The organism is Mesorhizobium sp. M0960, assembly GCF_040319055.1.
Taxonomy (GTDB): Bacteria; Pseudomonadota; Alphaproteobacteria; order Rhizobiales; family Rhizobiaceae; genus Mesorhizobium.
Genome location: NZ_JAMYNN010000005.1, coordinates 18,725 through 38,566, shown reverse-complemented (window position 1 = coordinate 38,566; position 19,842 = coordinate 18,725). Strand labels below are relative to the sequence as shown.

The following is a 19,842-nucleotide window of genomic DNA, read 5'->3' as shown; positions in this document are numbered from 1 at the left end:
TGCTCGTTCCCTCTGACCGGCGCTGATGCACCGGCGACGGGAACGAGCATCGTCGAGATCCTCGAAATCGCTTACGGCCGTTATCTACGCTGAGATGCGCCCGCGTATGGCGCGCCGTTCAGAAGCCGGGCACGATGTCCTTGTCGTCGCCCATTCCCTCGTTGAGGCCGTACGCACGTGCGGCGGTGGAAATCCGATCCATGACGCGCTTGTCGGCGAGCGTCTCGCAGTCATCGTCTGCGGGCGTGAACAGATCGCCCTGATCAGGCTCCTGGACGACGAGGGTCCGTTCTTCGCGCAGGCCCGGATGGCGCTGCTGCTGGACACCTCCGTCTTCGATTGCCGCGCCGGCACTGTCGTCATCGCCAGCAAGACGCCGATCCACGCCGCGCACCTGTCCACTCCAATCGTCCGGGCGCGACGTGGGCCGATCCGCGTAGGCACCGTCGCGCAGCACCGGCGAAGGCAGCACTCGCTCCGTGAAATTCGGATCCTGGTAATAACGCAACTTCTTGGCGCGAATCGGCGGCAATCCCGAAACCAGGATTAGTTCGTCAGCCTGCGGCAACTGCATCACCTCACCCGGCGTCAGCAGGGGGCGAGCGGTCTCTTGGCGGCTTACCATGACGTGGGACAACCAGGGCGCCAACCGATGGCCGGCATAGTTGCGCATCGATCTGAGTTCCGTCGCGGTACCGAGCGCGTCCGAGATGCGTTTGGCCGTGCGCTCGTCATTTGAGGAAAAGGCAATCCGCACATGGCAATTGTCGAGAATGGCGTTGTTCTCGCCATAGGCCTTGGAGATTTGGTTCAACGATTGCGCTATCAGATAAGCGCGGATGCCGTAGCCTGCCATGAAGGCGAGCGCAGTCTCGAAGAAGTCGAGCCGACCGAGCGCCGGAAATTCATCCAGCATCATCAGGAGCTGATGCTTGCGGCTCTTCTTTGGATCGCCCTCCAGGCGCTCGGTCAGCCGCCGGCCGATTTGATTGAGCACCAATCGCACCAGGGGCTTAGTGCGCGAGATATCCGACGGCGGCACGACCAGATACAGCGACATCGGTCGCTCGGCATCCACAAGGTCGGCAATGCGCCAGTCGCAGGCCGATGTTGCCGCGGCCACCGTTGGATCACGATAGAGCCCGAGAAACGACATGGCGGTCGAGAGAACGCCTGAGCGCTCGTTCTCTGACTTGTTCAGCACCTCACGAGCCGCCGAGGCCACGACCGGATGGACCTGAGGCTTGTCCACCGTGCCGAGGTGGTTTGTGGTCATCATCCGCTGCAGTGTCGCAGCGAATGAGCGTTGCGGGTCCGACAGGAAGGTGGCGACACGGGCGAGTGTCTTTTCCTCTTCGGCGTAGAGCACGTGCAAGATGGCGCCAACTAGGAGTGAATGACTGGTCTTCTCCCAATGGTTCCGCCGCTCCAGCGCGCCTTCCGGATCGACGAGAATGTCGGCGATGTTCTGAACGTCGCGGACCTCATCTGGACCTTTGCGCACTTCCAGCAGCGGGTTGTACCGCGCCGATCTCGGATCGGTCGGATTGAACAAGAGACAGTGCGAGAACTTCGACCTCCAGCCAGAGGTCAGCTGCCAGTTCTCGCCTTTGATGTCGTGAATGACGGCCGAGCCGGTCCAGGAAAGAAGGGTTGGAACAACGAGTCCGACGCCCTTGCCCGAACGTGTCGGCGCAAAGGCCATGACGTGTTCTGGTCCGTCATGGCGCAGATAGCGATAATTCAGTCCGCCAAGGAAAACGCCGGCCGGCTGAAACAGCCCCGCCTTCTCGATCTCCAGCTTCATGGCCCATCGTGAGGACCCATAGGTGGTGACCAACCCCCGCTGCCGTGCGCGCCAGAGGGACCCAGCTATCGCGGCGGCACAGCCCAGGAACCCGCTGGCTCCGGCAAGTATGCCAGCCTTGTCGAAGACTTCAGGCGCATAGGCGTCAAATTGGAACCACCATTCGAACAGTTTCCACGGCTGGTAGATCGGCCAGCCGACTGTCACAAACCATGGCGCGCCGAGTGGCGGCTGATAGAAGAGCATGTGGGCGCACCATTGGGTTGCAGTCCACACGCCAAGAATGACAATTGCGAATACGACAGCGATCTGCCCAATCAGCAACTTCGTGGGTGTCAATGGCTTGCTCCGCTCTTCTGGCCAGACGGACCAAACATCGCGCCGAGCGATGAGAATTCGAACGGCCGCTACGTGCGACTAGGTGCGATGACAAGGTTGATAGGCATTGTTCAGCTGCGAACAGCGAAAATCCGCCGCAGCAACCGATCGGCGGTGCCAGGTACGCGGTTTGGTCGCAGAAGATGTTGGGGCTTCAGGCGCGGGCACATTGAAGATGTGCTGACAGACAAACCTTTGGAGCCGACGCGTTTGTGCGAGAGCGAGCTGAAAGGCTCGGCGAGAAGTCGTCGTTCTCAATTGGGCGACGGGGGATACATCGGCGAAGACGGCATAAGGCAGGATGGGCCAGACCGAGCCGATGGCAACGTCGTAGCCAAGGCCTTGGAGCCCATAGCGCCTGGCCGGGAGGCCGCCGCCAGTCAGGCTTACGCGGCGCGTGGTTGAGCGAGGTGAAGACCCGAACGGGCTCGACGAGGGTCCACGGCGGTCACAATGTTGTGGTGGTGATCGCAGTAGACGCGATCCGGCGAAGTTGGCCCAGCACAAAAACGATAACCGCCAGGTACAGAAGCGTCTTCGCTCACCGGGAAGCGGCACTGATAGAGGCCTAGCTGAATGAGGGGGACGTCTCTCGAAGTTGGTCTGGTATTTTCAGGCATGATGGTTTCCTAGTTCGTAGCAATTACCAGCTGACGGCCGCAGTGCGACCCGTCGGGACGAGCTTCTCTCGTTTTGGAGGGCTATGGGTCACCATATGGTGTTGGTAGCACCATCAATGAAGCCCTACGCCCTGCTTCTGAAGCCAATAGTTTGCGACTTAAGGCCACACGCGCGAACGCATTAGTAATCTACCATCGTGTCCCCGAGGCACTCGCCCGCCGCGGTTTGCCGGCGGCGGGGTCGCACTGGCTTGTGGGGCCCTAGGCCCACTCGCGGCGCTCGCACTCGATCTCGGTGCGGGTTTCCCGTGTCTCACCGCCCTGTCAGCGCCTTGCAAATGAGCGAAACCAAGCTGTCGCGCGCTCGCTCGTGGAGTGCGCCTTTCGGCCGCCATGCAAGGAAATCATCAACGCTCATCCAATCAGCCGGGTTTGTGTCGGCGTCTGGCTGGCTGAATTCCACATACAAATGCAGTTCGTCCGGCACGAAGACGACCCTCCATAATCCTTTGATGTCATTGGCAAGGTTGTAGGCGAGGACGGTCATGGCGGGGCACTCCTTTCGCCGTGGAGCGTGCCTATCTCACGGGAAAATTCCATCACCAGAAGTTAGTATTGACGCTCGCGCTTTCTCAGAAATCCAACGTCCGCGTGATGCCGAAAGGTGCAGCCAGCTTTTTGTGTATCTCGATGGAACACGGGATCGCCGCGAAAGTTCGGTGCACGCAGCGAATCCTCCCCCTCCAGGTATTGCTGCAGATCGGTATTCCGATCGGCCCGCGCTCCCCGCAAGGCGCGGGCCTCGGGCTGTGGTGCTCATGCCATCTACTTCGATACGCAAAACGGAATACGATCCTGACAGAAGAATCCTCTCTGTCTGGTTTGTGGCCAGCGACAAGCGGTACGAGTTTGAGGGGGTACCGCCGGAAACCTTTGCCGCGTTCCGGGCCGCGTTCGCCAAGGGCCGCTACTTCAACGACCACATCCGCAACAATTTCCGCTATCGTCTGGTTGCGAGCGATAGCGACCCGGGATGACCTGACCTGCCGACCGCTCAATCGTCCTATCGCTCCAACCGGCGGTTGGTGGACGCGTTGCCGCTGTGGCGCTTAGGGTTGGTTACGGTCCGCGCTCACCTGGCAAGCCCAACCCCCCGGCATCCCCCCGCCTGGTGCAAAGCGTTTGATCGGTCCCGCCGTTCTGGCAGTGCGGCGGGACTTTTTTGCGGTCCAGGTGGAACATCGGCGCGCGGGGAAGGCGCGGTGCACGCAGCACCCTTTTCTCATCCAACGTACGCGGTGGCGCGCTGAAGGGTCTCAACGTCGGTCTGCCGCCGGAGCTCAACTAGCTGGACTATTGCTCGACCGGAAGCGGCTCGTGCTGGGACTCAGCGTGGTGGAAGACCTGTCCAAGATCGCGCGCGTCGAACGTTTGGCCGCAGACTGGGCAGTAGACCAAGTGCTTCGACTCGTCCTCTACCGGCCCGTCATGCGGCCTGCCCTCATAGCCCGTCGCGATGTTGTCGGTTCTAATCCGGGGCAACGACAAGTGCCTTTCGTCGGTTTGGCGGCCGATATTTCTACCGGACCTTGTCACGGTCGACCGTGACCAGCGGCCCGAGGTCGATCGTCACGGTGTCCTCGTCGATGCGCGTGACCTCGCCTTTCAGGTCGATTTGCTGGCCCTCGGTTCACCTTGGTGTGGTCGATGATGGAATGTGGGAAGTCGTAGCCTGGGATCGACACGCTTACGCGGTCCTCTGTTATCCGCCTTCGAACCCTGGCCGTAATGGCCACCTGGTCACCAATGTCTATTCCCCGAGCCATGCCACGGATTCTGGTGCGGGCAGCGTCTTCTTCAAGAGGATTCTAATATACGTCCGCCACTTTAAGGCTGGCCTACGACCAGAGTGACAAAAGTTGAGCTTCTTGGGGGAACACTCTTTCTATCTGCCTGTTGGATTTGCCAGCGCACACCGCGAGAAAGAACATGAAACGCATCCTTTTGGCTTCGGCCGTACTGGCGGTGTCGGCCGGGCTTTCCTTTGCCCAGACGACCAGCGGAACTTCGAGCGGAACCTCGACGAGCGGCACCTCGACCACGACAACCATGCCCAGCACGACGGATCAGGGCACCGGCACGACGAGCAGCGGCACCAACATGTCCGGCGATCAAGGCACCGACACGACCACGACCAGCGGCACCACAAATGCGAACTCGGCCAGAGACTGCGCGCCCGGCCAGCAGACTGGCAGCGCTCAGCAGGCGGCGCCAGGTCAGCAGGACACGACAGCCAAAACCGCCGCGCCAGGCCAGGTGAAAAAGACCGACGAAGGTTGCTGATTGGCACATCGGCTCGGGTTGGAATCACCAGCGTGTGGCTGGCTGGTCTCCCCCGACCACCGGCTAAGATAAACTCGGCTGGCGAGCAAGTTGCCGCCAGCCGAGCATCAGTCCAGGAACGTTTGCGCTTGCTTGTGCTTTCAGTGGGGCACGCCTAGCTTCTGTTTGCTTTCGGTCAGATAGTGTCGCTGGCGTCTTCGGACTACCGGTGAAGCAAGTCCGATGTGCGCCTATCGCGACCCCGCTTCACCTGCCGTCCAGCCGTTCGCGCATTCGCGATCGTCGCTCTCGGCAACAGGCGGCGCGCGCGGCCAGGACGTATCGCATGTGCGCGCTGTCGAAGGAGGCGCCCAGCAACATTGCGCGTGAAGGCACGCGGGCATCCGATCGATCGTTAACCTTTCTCTGCAATGAGCGCCTTGTCTTCGGCGATGGGCCTCCGGCTCTTACGCATTATGGAGATCACATGTTGGTCCCGGCACCCGATGCCGGGAGCAGGTCTGCTTCGGAGCGTCGTGACAGAACTGGGCGACATGGTTGCGGTGGAGTAGGCGCCGTCGCCCTGGATGAACAACAACTGTCGCATGCGGTGCATACGTTGTCGAAGCTTTCGGTCGGCCGCGGCCGCATCGACGACGACCACAACGGCATCAAGTCGTTGCTGAAAGCCCGCAAGGTATCGTCAAGACATAGCGTGCCGGCGAAGATCCGCCCTCGCGACAGGGATTCGTCAGGCCGATCGGTCGGCAACGTGACCGGCCAGATGAGCGAGAGCTTACCCTCGGTGCTCGTCTCGACCCGGCTCGTATAGAGGCCTGAAGGGACATCTCCAAACGCTCATCGACGGTCGTCGATCACTGCCGACTACGGTCGAGGTCGTATGGCTCGTGGCCTAGCTCGTTGTGATGAAGCGCCTCTGCCATACACCTGATGTCGAACGCTTGGCCGCACCCCGGGCAGAGGACAAAATACTCCTCCTCCCGAAGTGGCGATGCATCGTGGTCTTGGGGGATGACGATGTCATTGTATTCGTCGGGCATTGGGTCCTCCGGCAACGCCGCCCGCCATGCTGGAACGCCTGCCGGCAGGATTTGTTTCAAAGTTACTGCGCTTAAGAAGAGGGCCGGAACGGGTGAAGCACAATGTCGGTAAGCGCAAGGCGACGGCGCCCGAAACTCATCACGTGAGCTGAACGACTGCTTTTGCCAACTCGATGCTCGAAACCTGCCGATCTGCTTAGGCCGGTTCCGGACATTCGTGACCGGCCTCATAAGTCATAAGAAGCGCCCACCACCTACGGGACTCAAGCCGACATTCCCCGAGCCTTTCGCCAGGCACGGACTCTTTGCCAACCGCACATTTGAAGCCTATGCTTCCCACATCGGCCGCCAGCGCGTCGGACGCAGCCGACAGTAAGAGGTACGTGCTCTTGCCCGCATGGGAGAGAGAGCCATGCCCCAATCCCTTCTTCGCAACCATGTATTGAAAACCCTCTCCTCGGAGGATTTCGCGCTTTTGAGGCCGTCACTGCATCACGTCGAACTGGGCATCAAGGACCAGCTGGAGGTCGCATATCATCCGATCGAGCGTGTCTATTTTCCAGAGATGGGCATCGCGTCGGTGGTCGCCACGATGAGAGTCGCTGCTTCGCTATGCCCACGCGTTCCTCATCCAGTCGTCCCGGACGGCACTGGTCAACGGCCACTCCAAAATCGAGGAGCGCTTGGCCCGCTGGTTGCTGATGGTCCAAGACCGCGTCGAAGGAAATAAGATCTACCTGACGCATGAATTCCTGGCGACAATGCTTGGTGCCCAGCGCCCCGGCGTTACCACGGCCCTCCAAATGCTTGAATATCGGGGGCTGGTTCACGCCAAGCGCGGCGAGATCACGATTATCGACCGCGTTGGAATGATACGACTCACGCATGGTGCTTACGGGGAGGAGGAGCAAAGTCACTTCGGCCTAGCCTCCGCCTAACTGTCCTAAATCAGACAAACCCTTGCAAGCTACCGAATTCGTGCCGTAAATCGTGTGGGTCAGGGTTCAGGGAGGAATTCTCGATGACCACCACTTTTGACACAGTCACGGTTGAAAGAGCCGCCGAAGCCTATGTTCTCTCCAGAGGCAAGGCCCACTTCCTTTCGATAGCACAGGCAATCCGCGCCATCCGAACACTCATGCCCGCATGCAGGGCCACCGACCGCGAGCTGGAGGAGCTCTTGGCGGCAGCATCCATTATTCACGGTGTGCCAGTCGCGTTCGACTTAAAAACAGCCGTGGCCGCAGAACCACGGCTCCATTCATAGGGCCGGGTGATGCCTGCGCTCGCGCAGACGCCTACCTTATCGGACGTTCGCCAAGCGATTGTCCGCCACCTGATCGACAACATCGGCAGCCCGAGCATTTCGATATCCGAGGTTAGCCACACCGTGAGGAGAATGCTTCCCTTTTGCGAACTCACGGACTGGCAACTTGGCGATCTCATTGCGCGAAGCGCGATCGATGCGGGATTCGCGATTGAATCCGACGGGGTGGGTCCCGAAAACGCATGTCGAGGCTCAATAGCGGAACAGCCGCTTTAGCCATGTGGCTCCCAATCACGGGCGGTCAGGTTGTGGCCCACGTACAGCCGCCAGGCGGCAACGCGCCTGATATCGCACTTCGAGATCAACTCGGCCGCTTCCTGCTAGCCGGGGTTGCAAGCGCCCCCGCTAACAATCGTGGTTGCGCCTTTAGGGCATCGCGGTTCAGACCGCTGGCGGATTAGAACTCATGTTGGCTTTGCGATCGGCTCATCGCTGCCGACAATCGGTGACCTATATAAAGGGGCATGTTCACGCGCCGAAAAAGCAGTGCAACAGCGAAGCTGATTGGAGAGTGGCCTTTAACCCCGGCTGCAACGCTTGGATCGTCCGTCAGAGCGAGGGGTATTTTTCTCGAAATACGCGCCCGCCTTCCAACGGAGTTCAGGAAACTGCTCCATATCGAGTCCCGCGTGCTTACCGTGCGCCTGTCTGAGGGCGCCGAGAACGATGTGCAGGTGGTATTCGGGATCGTATCCAAAGCACTGCAGAATATCGAAGACCTGCCCGTAATCCCCCGTGAAATCGAGGACATTCTGACGATCTCGACGGCCGAACGGCACCGCTGGCTGAAAGATGGTCGCTTGCAGAGCGCCGGGACGAAAACGGTGAAACTCCGCGGGCGGGCAAGGAACATCACCTTTCACGTGTTCGACCCGCAGCACGTGGAGGATGTGCTTGACCGCGACTTGGTTACGGTCTGGCGTGAACAGGACGCAGCGACAGCTGCAGAGAATAGGCGGCGAGCCGCGGGGAAGGCCGCTATGAAACGTGCTCAAAGAAGCGGTCGCGGAACTGCAGCTTCAGGTGGCTATTGCCACGATGAGAACGCGCACTCCAGTTTGCGCGGCTGGGAAGATTTTGAGAAGGACGGACTCCTGCACTGATAGGCCGGGCGCACAAGCAGGTTAGGACGTTTGCCTGCGCCGTGCGAGATGCGCAAGGAGGGCCGCCAAACGCATCGCGTTCAGGACCCGCTTCGCAGGGACACCGCCCTTGCGCGCCATCTCGACACCCCAATGCATGTGGTCGAGCTCGCGGATCGAATGAGCGTCCGGATTGATGCTGAAGATGCAGCCCTGATCGAGTGCCTTTTGATGCCAGCGCCAGTCGAGGTCGAGTCGCCACGGATGTGCGTTGATTTCGACAGCGACGCCGTGTTTCGCACACGCTTTGAGGACTTTGTCGACGTCGAGATCATAACCGGGCCGGCGCAACAGCTGGCGTCCGGTCATGTGCCCGATGATTGTCGTCCGAGGATTTCCGATCGCCTCAATGATACGCTCCGTCTGTTCCTTCTTGGGCAACTTGAAGCGGCTGTGCACGCTCGCGACGACGAAATCGAACTGCTCCAAGATATCATTCGGGTAATCGAGCGAGCCATCCGCCAGGATGTCCGCCTCGATGCCCTTCAGTATGCGAAATTTTCCATTGTACGCCTTGTTCAGCCGGTCAGCTTCGCGGTGCTGTTCAGCAATCTCCTGCAACGAAAGGCCGCCTGCATAGTGAGCGGACTGCGAATGATCGGCGACACCATAGTATTCGAAACCGCGGTTGCGCGTGGCTTCAGCCATTGCCTCAAGCGTTTCGGTGCCATCGGATGCGGTCGTGTGAGAATGCAGGATGCCATGCAGATCTTCATCCCGAATGAGGTCGGGCAGCTTCTGCTTTGCCGCTCGCTCAATCTCGTCCCTGCCTTCGCGCAATTCAGGCTCGATAAACTGCAGGTCTAGAGCTTGGTAGATTTCTTCTTCTGTCACTGACGCGATCAGCTTTCTCCCGCGATGAAGCCCGTCCGCGTTTAGGGTGAATCCCTTGACGGCCGCGAACGTCTTCAGTTGCTTAAGGTGGTCTGCCGAACCGGTTGCTTCGAGCAGGCTCGCGCCAAAGTGCTTCCTGTCCGTGACAACAAGCCTGAGGGTCGTATCCTCGATTCCAGTCGACTTTCTGGCCTGCGCTACCAGGGCGAAGTCGGAAACAAGCTCGCAACCGCGTCGGAAGTCACCTGCAATTTCCACGCGCGAAAACTCTGGATGCTGTTGCTTTACCGATATGACCGCATGGTGGAGAAGAGCGGCGGCCTTGTGCAGGTGAAGTTGCGTTTCGCCGCTTCGCACGATGGCCAGGTTCTGCAGCAGCTTTGTCTGAAGCGCGGCGCCGAGGCCTTTGACTGGGCGGATGCGGTCTTCTCTTGCAGCGGCCTCGAGCTCCGCCAGCGAGTTCACGCCGAGCGCCTGATGAAGCTTCAGTATCTTATCGGGACGAAGCCCGGGTATGGCAAACAGCTCCATCACGCCCGCTGGAACATCCTCGCGCAGCTTTTCAAGGCTCGGGTGCGTGCCGGTTTGGTAAAGCTTGGTCACGATGTCTGCGATCGCATCACCGATCCCCGGGATCTTGGTGAGGGCGCCGGCGGCGATGATCCGATCAAGCGGCTGCGACAGCGCCGTCAGACTTTCTGCCGCGCGCAAGTATGCCTTTGTGCGATAGGGATTATCGCCGCGCAAAGACGCCCGTTGTGCGTATTCCTTCAAAAGACTGGCGACGGTCCTCGGATCGATTTTTGCCATTGCTTCAGCCAAACGAGGCCGATCTCCGCAGGTTCCAATCAGGCAAGGCCATGAGCGCCGCGTTGCCCTTTAAATCCCGGCTTTACTGCCTTCTTCCCGCGTCGGCCGCTACAGATCGGGCAAGGATTGGTCAGCGCGACCCCGCCCCAGCGATTCAAGGATAGCGCGGAACTGAAAGGCAGCGGCGCGGACGGCCTCAAAATCGAGGCCTTCACCGGGTCGAGGTCGAACACGAGGCGGTCGGCCTTTTCGACATCCGTATCCGGTTTCTGCCATCGGCTTTAGATGCCTGACATTCCGGTTCCGGTCCCCTTACCTCGACGTGCCCCATAGACGCCAAGTACCTCGCCCAGAGCAAGCTCCGATGCCAGTTTCAAGAAGTGCAAAATGGCCCATAAATGCGCCGGCCAGAGTGAATGCTCTCGTATCCGGGTCTATTTCGAGCAGCGCGGACTTGGTCAGCATTCGGACAGCCTAGCGGTCCGTCCCAACATAGCCATGGGCACCGGCCTGCTACTCACGGAGCACCCCTTCCTCCTTGGCAGCAGCCTCGAAAGCCTGACGGACCTCCTGTCGGCGCACAGTTGCACAGCCTTCCTCCACTTAGGTCCCATCTTGGTCCACTTCATGAGTTCCTCGGCGGCACCCTCGACGTTGTTGCACTCGTAGGTGACCCCAGGTCGGTCGGTCTTGACGTACACCGGAGGGGAGAACCAATCGGTTACCACGACACCTCCTACTCAGGGGAGAGATACACGTTGGCCTCCTTAGCGGCAGCCTCAAAGGCCTTTCGTATTATGTGCGGGTCAATCGAATCGCCCTCCAAGGCTGACATGCAGAGGATCACCGCCTTGTGCCAGAGAGGCCCTCGCCGGGTCCACATGTTGAGCTGCTCAAGGGCTTCCTTCGCATTGTTGCAGCCATGCCTGACACCGGTTTCAGTCTTCACGAACACCGGAGGGACGAACCAGATGGGCGCCATGATACCTCCTACTCAGGGGAGAGATACACGTTGGCCTCCCTGGCAGCCGCCTCAAAGGCTTCACGGACCTCATGGGGGACATCCTGCCCTCGAACGCGTCGACGCAGGATTGGACCGCCTTGGTCCACCTCGGGGCCCTTTGTGTCCCACGCCATGAGTTCCTCGGCGGCTCCCTTGAGGTGGCTGACCCCATTGCGAATGCCCGGACGTTTCGTCTTCACGTAGACCGGGGGAGAGAACCAGAGAGGACCCATAAGGGGGAACTTAGAGCGGCAAGAGCCCGCCGACCAACCCCGCTTTAGCCGCAGCTAACGGAACGATGTAGGCCCTCGCGGGTTTAGAGGTGGCAGCGGGATTCTTCGTGATCTGCAGCCGTGTAGGGGGGTCCGTCGCCTCTCCCTCACCGGCGGCGGGCTCCTTTCGCGAAGGCGGTGTTGGTAATAGACACCTAGAACCTTATACCGCATCCAATTTAGCTAGTTCTCATTGCGGGAGTAATGTCCCCTCCTCTTTTGCAGCAGCCAGGAACGCCTTGCGAGCCTCCTCAGGTTCCATCTCGTCGAAAATCACGGCCATGCAAACACGCACCGCGAGGTCCCACCAAGGGCCACGCTTGGTCCACTTCATCAGCTCCTCGCCGGCTGTCTCGGCGTTGTTGACATTGTGGATGATCCCGGGACGCTCGGTCTTGACCGGGACCGGAGGGTTGAACCAGTGGAGAGCCATACGTCACTCTTTGTCGGCCCGATCAAGTTTCTCCAGCAAATACCTTTGCTCAGCCGGGAGCTTCCGTTCTACAGGCAGATTTAGCAGCTTGCGACGGTGATTGCGGATTACCTCTGACTATTGAAAATGACGCAGGACTGCGCGCTTCCGTTGCGATGCCACAGTGACTGAAGTTGGCTGACAGCTACTCCCGGGCGTCGAAAGCCACGCAGAGGCCCATGGCAGTTGCTGCCTCGACGATTGCCTCGGTTAGTTCTTCGTCGGAGGCCACCAAATTAGGCGCAGTCTCGCGAGCTTCGCGTAGTGCCGCTTTGATCGAGACCGTATCGCGACGGTCCGCCCTGTTGAGGAGTACAGTAATTGCTTGTTCTAGAAACGGACCGACCCTTCGCGCGACGCTCATCCAGCCCTCCCCAGGAACACGCCGAAGGGTACTCTACTCCCTACCTGAGCGGCATCAAGGCCATGTACGAATTGTACAAATTGGTACGGCGCTGGGCCGCGACAGTCAGGAATGTTTGTAGAATTTCTGTGGTGGGGATCGGACACCGGCTCGCGAAGACCCTCATGCTCCTCCTCGATCCTATTGACGCGCCTCGAGCCGCCTTTCTCCCACAATCCTAGGTCGGTCTGTCCTGACGTACACCGCAGGCGAGAACCAACGGGTTGCCATGAGGCTATTCGCGAAGATCGAACCCGACGAACAGGCCAAAGGCTGGGGCAACATTGACAATAAACTCCACCAGCTCGCAGTCAGTTTCCGCCAGATGTGGCCCGTCTCGGCGCACCGCTGCGATAGTCTCTTTGACGGAGATGATTTGGCCGCGACGGGCTTGTAGGATCAGCTCGTGAACAAGGTGTTTGGCAGTCACCTTGTCGGGTCGGCAGTTCGTCCAAACGTTCATACAAGGCCTCCCACCTCAGCGAGAAGCCAAGGGAACATTCATGATCCTCTGTCGGGAAAAATCAAGAAGAATGTTTGATAGCTTCTGAGTGGGAATCAGGGGAACAAGCCACGAAGCGAGCCTGACGCTCAGCCAGCCGGCTAGGGACCTTCTTCCGTCGGCCCCTGTTTGGCCCGATCAATAGCCGCAAGTAATGACTGAAGGGTTGGCGGCAGTTCTGGTTCGACCCCCAGATTTAAGAACGTTTGTACGTGATAACGATAGCCTTCGGAACGGATCAGTTTCCGAAACGCTTCGGAGACAGACTGATGGTCTGCTTTGTTGCTGGTTGTCATGTTCGGGAAGTCCGTCCCAATCAGCCGCAACTCGCCCGCAACGAATGGGTTCCATCAGGAGGTCGGAATATTTGGTAGAAATTTCTGAGCGGGAGATCGGATAACTGGCTCGCGCGAAGACCCCCCCGTGCCCCCTTCGTTTGCCGCAGCATTAACCTCGCTCTTTGAACTGAAATTCGTGTCTATCTAGCGTCGGCGTTGCACATCGTGAACGTTGAAATGCTTCTGTCCAATGTTTGCTCACGCTGTGATGCCAACGGGCAGGCTCTTGCGGCAGGGTGCCGCAAGGCGAATGAAACGCCGGCCCAGTTCAACCGCGCGACGTCCTTCAAAGCTGGGGGGATCGATCTTCACCAAGCGGTCTGCGGACTCGACCGCAGTTCGTATCCTGCTGCACAGCGCGAGATTTTCGGCCAGCATTTCTTCAGTGCGTTGAAGCGCGAGCTCGGTCCGGTGGATGCGCTGCCTGGCATTGGCAACTTCCGATGTCAAAAGATCGGCCGCCATCCCGTGGCCGTGGGGTTCCATAGTGTCCATGGGTTTCTAATACATGGGGGGAGATATCGTTCCCTGATGTCGGGCGAAACGGCGGGCCGCAGAAAAGCGCGATGAGCCGAATGACCAATGCGCTTCCTGTCAAAACAGCGCCAGAAACAGGCGAACGGCTTCGGCCGCTCTACATCCCACGGGCAGAGGCGATCACGGTCCAGAGGCCATTGATCTGTTCAGGCACGACTACAACGTAAGCGAAGACACACTCAGGCGGCTGGTGATCAAGCACCGTCTTCACAACCAGACAATGCCCGGTGCTCCGTGGAGAATAAGCGCTCCCGGTTTGGCTATGGCGCTCGCCGGCGATGATGACGCGCTTGCACGGTTGAGGCAGGACGATCGCGAGCACCCGGACGTAACTCGGTATTTCAAGCGGCTCGGCATCCCGCGACCCTGACCTGTTATCAAAAGTTATGGTCGCGGCTACTGTCTAGAGTAGACATTAAGTAGATGTCGCGGCCCGACAGGGCCCCACACAAGAGCGAACCGTTGCTGCCTTGCGCGTCGCCCTCTAGGCCGCCGGCGTCGAGTTCATCCCGGAGAACGGCAGCCGCGCCGGCGTGAGGCTCCGCAAACCTTAGGCCGTAGACTCGTTACTGCGCAGCCACACACCTGCTTTTCCCCATCGGACGAAGCGGTTGCAACAGGTGGTGCGCGGGCCATAGCGCTGAGGCAGGTCGCGCCATGGAGCACCGGAGCGCAGCACCCAGAAGATGCCGTTCAGCACGCGCCGATCATCAACACGCGGTACACCTCTTGGCTTGTTGGGTAGACGCTTTATTCCATTGCTGACCATTGTCCAAAAGCGCTGTTAACCAAATTTTCTCACCCGCCAATGCTTATTCGCGCGACTGAAGGGGTGAGGTGATCGATGTGTGATTCAAAGATAAGCGCGTTTCCGCTGCATCGGCGGCGGAAGTTGGTCGAAGGGATCGCCCGGGTCCTGGAATCCAAGAACGGGGAAGACGCGAACGCCTTCTGGCGCAACACCGCCAAGGCAATTCTCGTTCAACTGTCCGAATCAGGAATTGCACCCGGGGTCGCCGAACAGGAAGTTGGAACGCTTCTTCATGCTGTCTTGGGCGATATCGCCACCCGCAGTGCTGCGAAACTTGCACAATAGCATCGGCTCACGATGAGGGATTGCCGCATAGAGACGCCCCGGGGCTCCACAAGCGTAGCACCACTGCATCCGTCAAACGCAGGTTTCTCACTGCGGATGAAAAGATAGCCGCGTTCGTCGAAATCATGCGCGCGAATGTGCTCTCGGGCGAGATACGGTTCCGCCTCGCCTGTCCGGCGTTCATCGACCAAATCGAGGTAGGCGATGCGGAAACCCGCATTCATGGAAGGCCGACGGACCTTTTCCACGAGCTGAACCCGCAAAACCAATGAGCCGCCGTTGAGTTCCAGTCTGCCATTTATGCGACTTTTGAGGCACAAAAAGCGAACATCCAGTGGCGGCTTATGTGGTTTCGGCGTCATGATTGGCTGGAACGGGGAGGATAGCAGCCGGTCAAACTTTCAAATTGACACGCAACCCATGCGCCAGGCGTGAGTGACGGAAGCGAAGGACGCGTCCGCTCTTCGTACGGCAACATACCAAGCTTTGGTTGGCCATTGGCAAAAGTGCTTGAATTTGCCTGAAGGAGAGCAAATATCCGAGCCGGCAGACGAGGGGGCGGGAATGGAAATCCATCTGGTTGCGGACACCAACCTTTTCTTCGAGTGCAAGCCACTCGACCAGCTGCCGTGGCAAGAGCTCGGCTACGATCCGATTGTCATCCTCTTGGCGAAGCCCGTCCTGGATGAGATCGACAAGCACAAGAATGCCAATAGCCGCACGCGCGATCGCGCGCTCGAAATATTTCGGCGCGTCCGCCAAATGCTGAAGTTTTCGGTACTGGAATCCGAAATCCGGACATCCTCGCCAAAGGTCGTGTTGCGCCGCATGCCCAGCGTGAAACCGGATCCCGCGCTGGAGGAACATCTCGATTACACGAAAACCGACGAGAGACTCATCGGCATCGTGTCCACGCTGAACGCGCGGTCCCCAGAACACCGCGTAATATTGTTCACCGAAGATGCCGGACCAGCCATGACCGCTGATGGCCTAGCTATCCCGTACTTTATGATCGACGAAAGCTGGCGACGCCCTCCGCTGGCAACGGACGATGCCAAAAGGATCAAAGAGCTCAAAAGGGAAATAGAAGCCTATCGGGCGCAGGAGCCGAGGATTTCGATCGGCACCTGCGAAAGCGCGGACGGTTCGAACACGATAGCCGCGACTAGAAAGGTCGCGACCCCGCTCACGCAAATGGAAATTGGGGGATTTCTCGCGGCACTCAAACTTAAGCATGCGCTCGTAACAGACTTCACGCCGCCCTCTCCGTCGAGCACGACCGATGCTTCGGGCGAGGTGACGAAGATCGAGTACTCTTCCCCTGCCGAAGACGATATTAGCAAATATCGCGACGTGCTTTACCCGCAATGGATTGAACGGTGCCACGCGATCCTGTCGCAGCTCCATCACGGCCGCGACGAGATCGAGCCGCCCGTTATGGTGCGCTGGCCGATATCGAACAACGGCACCCGCCCTGCATCGCAGGTTCGCCTCGAGTTCGAGGCGAAAGGTTCGCTGGCACTCCGGCGTATCCGGACAGACGACGACGAGGATTCCGCGACTGGTGCGCCTTTGCGATTGCCGCCGACACCCCCCACCACACAGTTTCCGCTACCACCCAAACCTCCGTCATTTCAAAAGCAGGTTACGCGTATATCGCCACCTGCCGAACCGAAACCGAAGGTGACGCAGGGACTCGACATCTCGAAACTGATGGCTTCTGGAGCACTAGGCGACAACCCCCGACACATCGCAGAGATGTCCAAAATGCTTGGGCGCTTGGATACTTCCGCGGTGAGTGCAGCAGCCCGTCTGCTGCAGCATGATGTGTTTCGCACCTTCAGTCCCGACGCGTTTTTCGGTCAGGCATCACCCGAGACAGTTTCGTATCGGCCCTTACGAACCTACATTCCAGATCCGCATGACCCGGAATCCTTCTACTATGAGGACTGGCCGACGACCGGCATCGTGAAGAAGGGTGCCTTGACGTGCGACCTTTGGCGTCACCAGGCTAGCGAACAGGTTTTCGAATTTGAGGTGTTGTTCACAAAGACAGGAGAAGCCCGCGGCATTGTCGAATGCACGGTGCATGCCGAGAACCTGGCAAAGCCCGAACAAGCAAGGCTGATTGTCAGTCGGACTTTGGATTCGTTTAGCGTATCGGATGTGGCGAGCGCCATGGTCGAGATCTGCAACTAGCGTGCTCGATCCTGAGCGCAGTTAGCGTCTCGGGCGTAATCGTCCCGGTTACCTTCAGAGAGTAGTCCGCCTGCATATTCTGCAGTCCGGCCCTCAGGTCGGGATTCATTTCGCCGTCTATCTCGCCGCTGTAGTAGCCGAACGCAAGCAAGGCGAATTGGACCTCTTGGTTCCACTTCAAAATCGGCGCTTTCTCCCGCTCTCACCCGGATGAGTTCGAGCTGCCAGCGAGCACGGCCGATGCCGGGGACCGGCAAGTCGATACCGGGAACGCCGAACGGAAGCACCGCGCGATGGCGCGCCGGCCCGCCTTCGAGGCGTGCGATTCGCTCGCGAAGCGCAGCGATGGCAGGGCTGGCGGCCGGCTGACCCATGGATAAATCACTCTCAAACAGTCTTCCCAATGGATTTCGGGCTGATATGTTCCTTATTTGTTCTACTCGATGGGAATGCGGCTGCCCGTCAATCGCGACGCGGTGAGCCATTGCCGGTCATCGGATGCAAACGAAGTTTGCTGCTATGATGCGCTTCGGACTGCTTCCGCACCATCAACTGTGCTGAGGGGCCGCATCACGGCAGGAAACGATGAGTCGACCATCGAAAAAGCATCACTTCGTTCCTCAGGCCCAACTTCGGCACTTTGCCGCCGATCCAGAACGGCGCTCCATCTACGTTTTCGCCAAGCGGTCCGACCGGTCCTTTCTGACGTCGATTGCCAACGCTGGCTCCGAGAACGACTTCAATACGGTGATCCTGGGGGACACGAGATGGAACTTCGAGGACCTCTTTCAGGAGGTCGATGCCCGCTCCGCCCGCCTCGTCGCCGAAATCCTCTCGCGACGCTCGCTGGCGTGGATGACGGCGGACGATCGTATTGCACTGGCCGATTTCTTCGCGACCCAGATGCTACGGACTCATTTAAGCCGAACGGGACCAAAGCATCTGGCGGGCCAATTGCGGGAGATGACGCGCCAGGTCGGCTATGACCCGGATGCCGATCCGCACATGGCCATGCCCTCTGACACGGCAGTGAGGCTTGGTGCCGTCAAGGCGTTCCTTGAACGGGAAGGTCACACCGTCGCGCTGCTTCGTCTTCATCCCGCCCTCTATGGGAGCGACGGCGAGCATCGCTTCATCATCTCGGACCATCCGGTCAGCCGCATCAACGCCTTCCCCTACGGAGATGTCGGGCTCACTTCGCCGGGTGTCATGGTGATGCTGCCGGTTTCACCTGGCCTGACGCTTGCGTTGCATTGCGCGACGATTGCCCAGCGTTACGAACTGGCGGCGAGCGCGGATCTTGAGCCTGAACGCAAGGCAAGAATGATCCGCTATCGGGATGGTCTGCGGTCCGGTGAGGCGATCGCCATCGATGGCGACATGGTACGCTACCTCAATGGTCTCCAGGTCTCGCAAAGCGCCGGCTACCTTTATGCCGATACCGACGCGTTCGACTTCGCACGCGAGATTCTGCAGCAGGACGAGGACCTGCGGAGCGTCGAGGCGCATACCGAACTGGGAAAGATGGGGCACGCGCCCCCGGCGCGATCGGGCATGCCCGCGGGGACCCACCTCGTCGTCTTCGGTCCCCTCGATCACTGCGTGGTGGCGATTGAAGAGATCGACGAGGCGGGTGAAGGCCTGACGGCACGAACCAGGCAGGTCGATCTGCTTGCCCAAGTCGCTGCCGACAAGGGAATGTTGCGGGTCGAACTCTATGTCGATCGGCAGATGAGGTGTGGGATGGGCCAAGTGATGGTCGAGCGCTTTGGCGAACCATCGTCCGGCTGGTTTCGCGTTGTCCATCGCGATCCCAGCCTGAGATCGCTCAGCGTTCAGCTCGACGCCGAGCGCCGTTGAGATCGCCCGGTGGCGACAGAGCGCTTGAGAATCCGGTCGAGGTCGGCGTAGCTGAAGGCCGGGGCGCGGCCGATCAGGAACGACGGCGCGAACACATCGATCAGCTTCTGACCTGGTTGCACGGATTCGCGTATCCTGCGCCGGACCTGTTTCAGTTGCGCGCTGGACGGGTTTACGATGCCGTCGCGTTGCAGGACGGCCGTGACCATGCGCTCCAGGCGATCCTGTCGCATGCCCCCAATGCAGTAGGTTCGGATGTACCGCAACAGCGATTGCAGGAACAAACCCTGGCAGTGAAACGACTCCATGACCCCGCCCAGCGTTGCCTCAAATGCGGCCGTGACGTTCGAGGTGCGGTTCATCTCCCGATAGAAAGCCAGTGTTTGTGCCTCGAGGAAGCCGACGCTGATTTCCGCGGGCGGCGCGCAGAAAAGATAGGACGGCACGGGCTGCCTCAGGCTCACCTGCTTGTAGAGATGCAGGCCGAAGCACAGAGCAAAGATGCAGGTGAGATTGTTGGCCGTCGCAACATTGAGGGTCCGGAGATCTTCAATAATCTCGCCCCAGCCGACGCGTTCTCCGCTGGGCGCAAGCAGGAGCCCCTCGGCGACTGTTCCGTGAGCATCGGCATGGAGCACCGGCCTCAATCCCTGCTCGGCCTCCGTCATCAACTGCCTGAAGAGATCGCTCAGTTCGGCGCGATCTCGAACAGCATACGCGAAGACGGGGAAACCGCCGGCGGAGGCGAGGCCCTCAAGATCTTCGAGGATGCGCCGGGTGGGACCCATCTCACGTTCCGGTAGCGAGTGGATCCAGACGATCGCGTTGGTCTGCAACGGTTCCGAGATCGTGAGTGCGG

22 protein-coding genes and 2 pseudogenes are annotated in these 19,842 nt (G+C 59.5%); 9 read left to right on the top strand and 15 right to left on the bottom strand.

Features of this window, described 5'->3' with window-relative positions; all coding sequences use genetic code 11:
- Nucleotides 1-118 precede the first annotated feature (118 nt).
- Nucleotides 119-2,146: a conjugal transfer protein TraG gene (locus NKH63_RS12600; protein ID WP_352610158.1), complete on the bottom strand. Its 2,028-nt coding sequence runs from the start codon at nt 2,144-2,146 to the stop codon at nt 119-121.
- Nucleotides 2,147-3,118: 972 nt separating this feature from the next.
- Nucleotides 3,119-3,352, bottom strand: a complete 234-nt coding sequence (locus NKH63_RS12590; protein ID WP_352467844.1) for a hypothetical protein — start codon at nt 3,350-3,352, stop codon at nt 3,119-3,121.
- Nucleotides 3,353-3,623: 271 nt separating this feature from the next.
- On the opposite strand from NKH63_RS12590, the gene NKH63_RS12585 reads away from it, so the two are divergent.
- The 3 genes from NKH63_RS12585 (at nt 3,624) to NKH63_RS12575 (ending at nt 5,959) form a co-directional block, all read left to right on the top strand.
- On the top strand, nt 3,624-3,842 hold the full coding sequence (locus NKH63_RS12585) for a KTSC domain-containing protein (protein ID WP_352910898.1): 219 nt from the start codon (nt 3,624-3,626) through the stop codon (nt 3,840-3,842).
- Nucleotides 3,843-4,794: 952 nt separating this feature from the next.
- Complete coding sequence (locus NKH63_RS12580; protein WP_352594728.1) at nt 4,795-5,148, top strand: hypothetical protein; 354 nt, start codon at nt 4,795-4,797, stop codon at nt 5,146-5,148.
- A gap of 598 nt (nt 5,149-5,746) precedes the next feature.
- Nucleotides 5,747-5,959, top strand: coding sequence for a hypothetical protein (locus tag NKH63_RS12575; protein ID WP_352594726.1), 213 nt, complete (start codon nt 5,747-5,749; stop codon nt 5,957-5,959).
- Between the two features lie 43 nt (nt 5,960-6,002).
- On the opposite strand, the gene NKH63_RS12570 is transcribed toward NKH63_RS12575, so the two are convergent.
- Nucleotides 6,003-6,188: a hypothetical protein gene (locus tag NKH63_RS12570; RefSeq protein ID WP_352594724.1), complete on the bottom strand. Its 186-nt coding sequence runs from the start codon at nt 6,186-6,188 to the stop codon at nt 6,003-6,005.
- A gap of 683 nt (nt 6,189-6,871) precedes the next feature.
- Here NKH63_RS12570 and NKH63_RS12565 point away from each other — a divergent pair.
- The 3 genes from NKH63_RS12565 (at nt 6,872) to NKH63_RS12555 (ending at nt 8,618) form a co-directional block, all read left to right on the top strand.
- Nucleotides 6,872-7,126, top strand: a complete 255-nt coding sequence (locus tag NKH63_RS12565) for a helix-turn-helix domain-containing protein (RefSeq protein WP_352917936.1) — start codon at nt 6,872-6,874, stop codon at nt 7,124-7,126.
- An 83-nt stretch (nt 7,127-7,209) separates the two neighbouring features.
- Nucleotides 7,210-7,455: a hypothetical protein gene (locus NKH63_RS12560; protein ID WP_352479079.1), complete on the top strand. Its 246-nt coding sequence runs from the start codon at nt 7,210-7,212 to the stop codon at nt 7,453-7,455.
- 524 nt (nt 7,456-7,979) lie between these two features.
- The gene (locus NKH63_RS12555) at nt 7,980-8,618 is read left to right on the top strand and encodes a hypothetical protein (protein ID WP_352917935.1); all 639 of its coding nucleotides are present in this window, start codon (nt 7,980-7,982) and stop codon (nt 8,616-8,618) included.
- 21 nt (nt 8,619-8,639) lie between these two features.
- Here NKH63_RS12555 and NKH63_RS12550 read toward each other — a convergent pair whose 3' ends face one another.
- From NKH63_RS12550 to NKH63_RS12510, 8 genes and pseudogenes are all read right to left on the bottom strand, one after another.
- Nucleotides 8,640-10,301 (bottom strand): DNA polymerase/3'-5' exonuclease PolX, encoded by a 1,662-nt coding sequence (locus NKH63_RS12550; protein ID WP_352917953.1) that lies wholly within the window; start codon nt 10,299-10,301, stop codon nt 8,640-8,642.
- A gap of 736 nt (nt 10,302-11,037) precedes the next feature.
- A complete protein-coding gene (locus tag NKH63_RS12545) occupies nt 11,038-11,283 on the bottom strand; it encodes a DUF982 domain-containing protein (RefSeq protein ID WP_352911367.1) in 246 nt (81 codons plus the stop codon).
- A 483-nt stretch (nt 11,284-11,766) separates the two neighbouring features.
- The gene (locus NKH63_RS12535) at nt 11,767-12,009 is read right to left on the bottom strand and encodes a DUF982 domain-containing protein (RefSeq protein ID WP_352911361.1); all 243 of its coding nucleotides are present in this window, start codon (nt 12,007-12,009) and stop codon (nt 11,767-11,769) included.
- A 184-nt stretch (nt 12,010-12,193) separates the two neighbouring features.
- On the bottom strand, nt 12,194-12,412 hold the full coding sequence (locus NKH63_RS12530; RefSeq protein WP_352911358.1) for a hypothetical protein: 219 nt from the start codon (nt 12,410-12,412) through the stop codon (nt 12,194-12,196).
- Nucleotides 12,413-12,686: 274 nt separating this feature from the next.
- Nucleotides 12,687-12,914, bottom strand: coding sequence for a hypothetical protein (locus NKH63_RS12525; protein ID WP_352457911.1), 228 nt, complete (start codon nt 12,912-12,914; stop codon nt 12,687-12,689).
- 140 nt (nt 12,915-13,054) lie between these two features.
- Nucleotides 13,055-13,249, bottom strand: coding sequence for a hypothetical protein (locus NKH63_RS12520; RefSeq protein ID WP_352917933.1), 195 nt, complete (start codon nt 13,247-13,249; stop codon nt 13,055-13,057).
- Nucleotides 13,250-13,489: 240 nt separating this feature from the next.
- The gene (locus NKH63_RS12515) at nt 13,490-13,756 is read right to left on the bottom strand and encodes a hypothetical protein (protein WP_352911352.1); all 267 of its coding nucleotides are present in this window, start codon (nt 13,754-13,756) and stop codon (nt 13,490-13,492) included.
- A gap of 643 nt (nt 13,757-14,399) precedes the next feature.
- A pseudogene (locus tag NKH63_RS12510) lies at nt 14,400-14,597 on the bottom strand (transposase); the annotation flags it as partial.
- A gap of 75 nt (nt 14,598-14,672) precedes the next feature.
- Between NKH63_RS12510 and NKH63_RS12505 the strand changes: the two are divergent.
- The gene (locus tag NKH63_RS12505; RefSeq protein ID WP_352911349.1) at nt 14,673-14,924 is read left to right on the top strand and encodes a DUF6074 family protein; all 252 of its coding nucleotides are present in this window, start codon (nt 14,673-14,675) and stop codon (nt 14,922-14,924) included.
- On the opposite strand, the gene NKH63_RS12500 is transcribed toward NKH63_RS12505, so the two are convergent.
- Nucleotides 14,870-15,286 carry a hypothetical protein gene (locus tag NKH63_RS12500; RefSeq protein WP_352917955.1) on the bottom strand — a complete coding sequence of 139 codons (417 nt, stop codon included), beginning with the start codon at nt 15,284-15,286 and terminating at the stop codon, nt 14,870-14,872. The genes NKH63_RS12505 and NKH63_RS12500 overlap by 55 nt on opposite strands.
- Before the next feature lie 202 nt (nt 15,287-15,488).
- On the opposite strand from NKH63_RS12500, the gene NKH63_RS12495 reads away from it, so the two are divergent.
- Entirely contained in the window at nt 15,489-17,123 is a 1,635-nt protein-coding gene (locus NKH63_RS12495) for a PIN domain-containing protein (RefSeq protein WP_352917932.1), read from the top strand.
- Here NKH63_RS12495 and NKH63_RS12490 read toward each other — a convergent pair.
- Nucleotides 17,077-17,304, bottom strand: coding sequence for a peptidoglycan-binding protein (locus NKH63_RS12490; protein WP_352911341.1), 228 nt, complete (start codon nt 17,302-17,304; stop codon nt 17,077-17,079). The two genes, NKH63_RS12495 and NKH63_RS12490, sit on opposite strands and share 47 nt — an antisense overlap.
- Nucleotides 17,294-17,395, bottom strand: a pseudogene (locus tag NKH63_RS12485) (damage-inducible protein); the annotation flags it as partial. The pseudogene NKH63_RS12485 and the gene NKH63_RS12490, both read right to left, overlap by 11 nt.
- A 313-nt stretch (nt 17,396-17,708) precedes the next feature.
- On the opposite strand from NKH63_RS12485, the gene NKH63_RS12480 reads away from it, so the two are divergent.
- Complete coding sequence (locus NKH63_RS12480; protein ID WP_352917931.1) at nt 17,709-18,983, top strand: DUF4238 domain-containing protein; 1,275 nt, start codon at nt 17,709-17,711, stop codon at nt 18,981-18,983.
- Here NKH63_RS12480 and NKH63_RS12475 read toward each other — a convergent pair.
- Nucleotides 18,959-19,819, bottom strand: a complete 861-nt coding sequence (locus NKH63_RS12475; RefSeq protein ID WP_352917930.1) for a hypothetical protein — start codon at nt 19,817-19,819, stop codon at nt 18,959-18,961. The genes NKH63_RS12480 and NKH63_RS12475 overlap by 25 nt on opposite strands.
- Nucleotides 19,820-19,842: the final 23 nt, after the last annotated feature.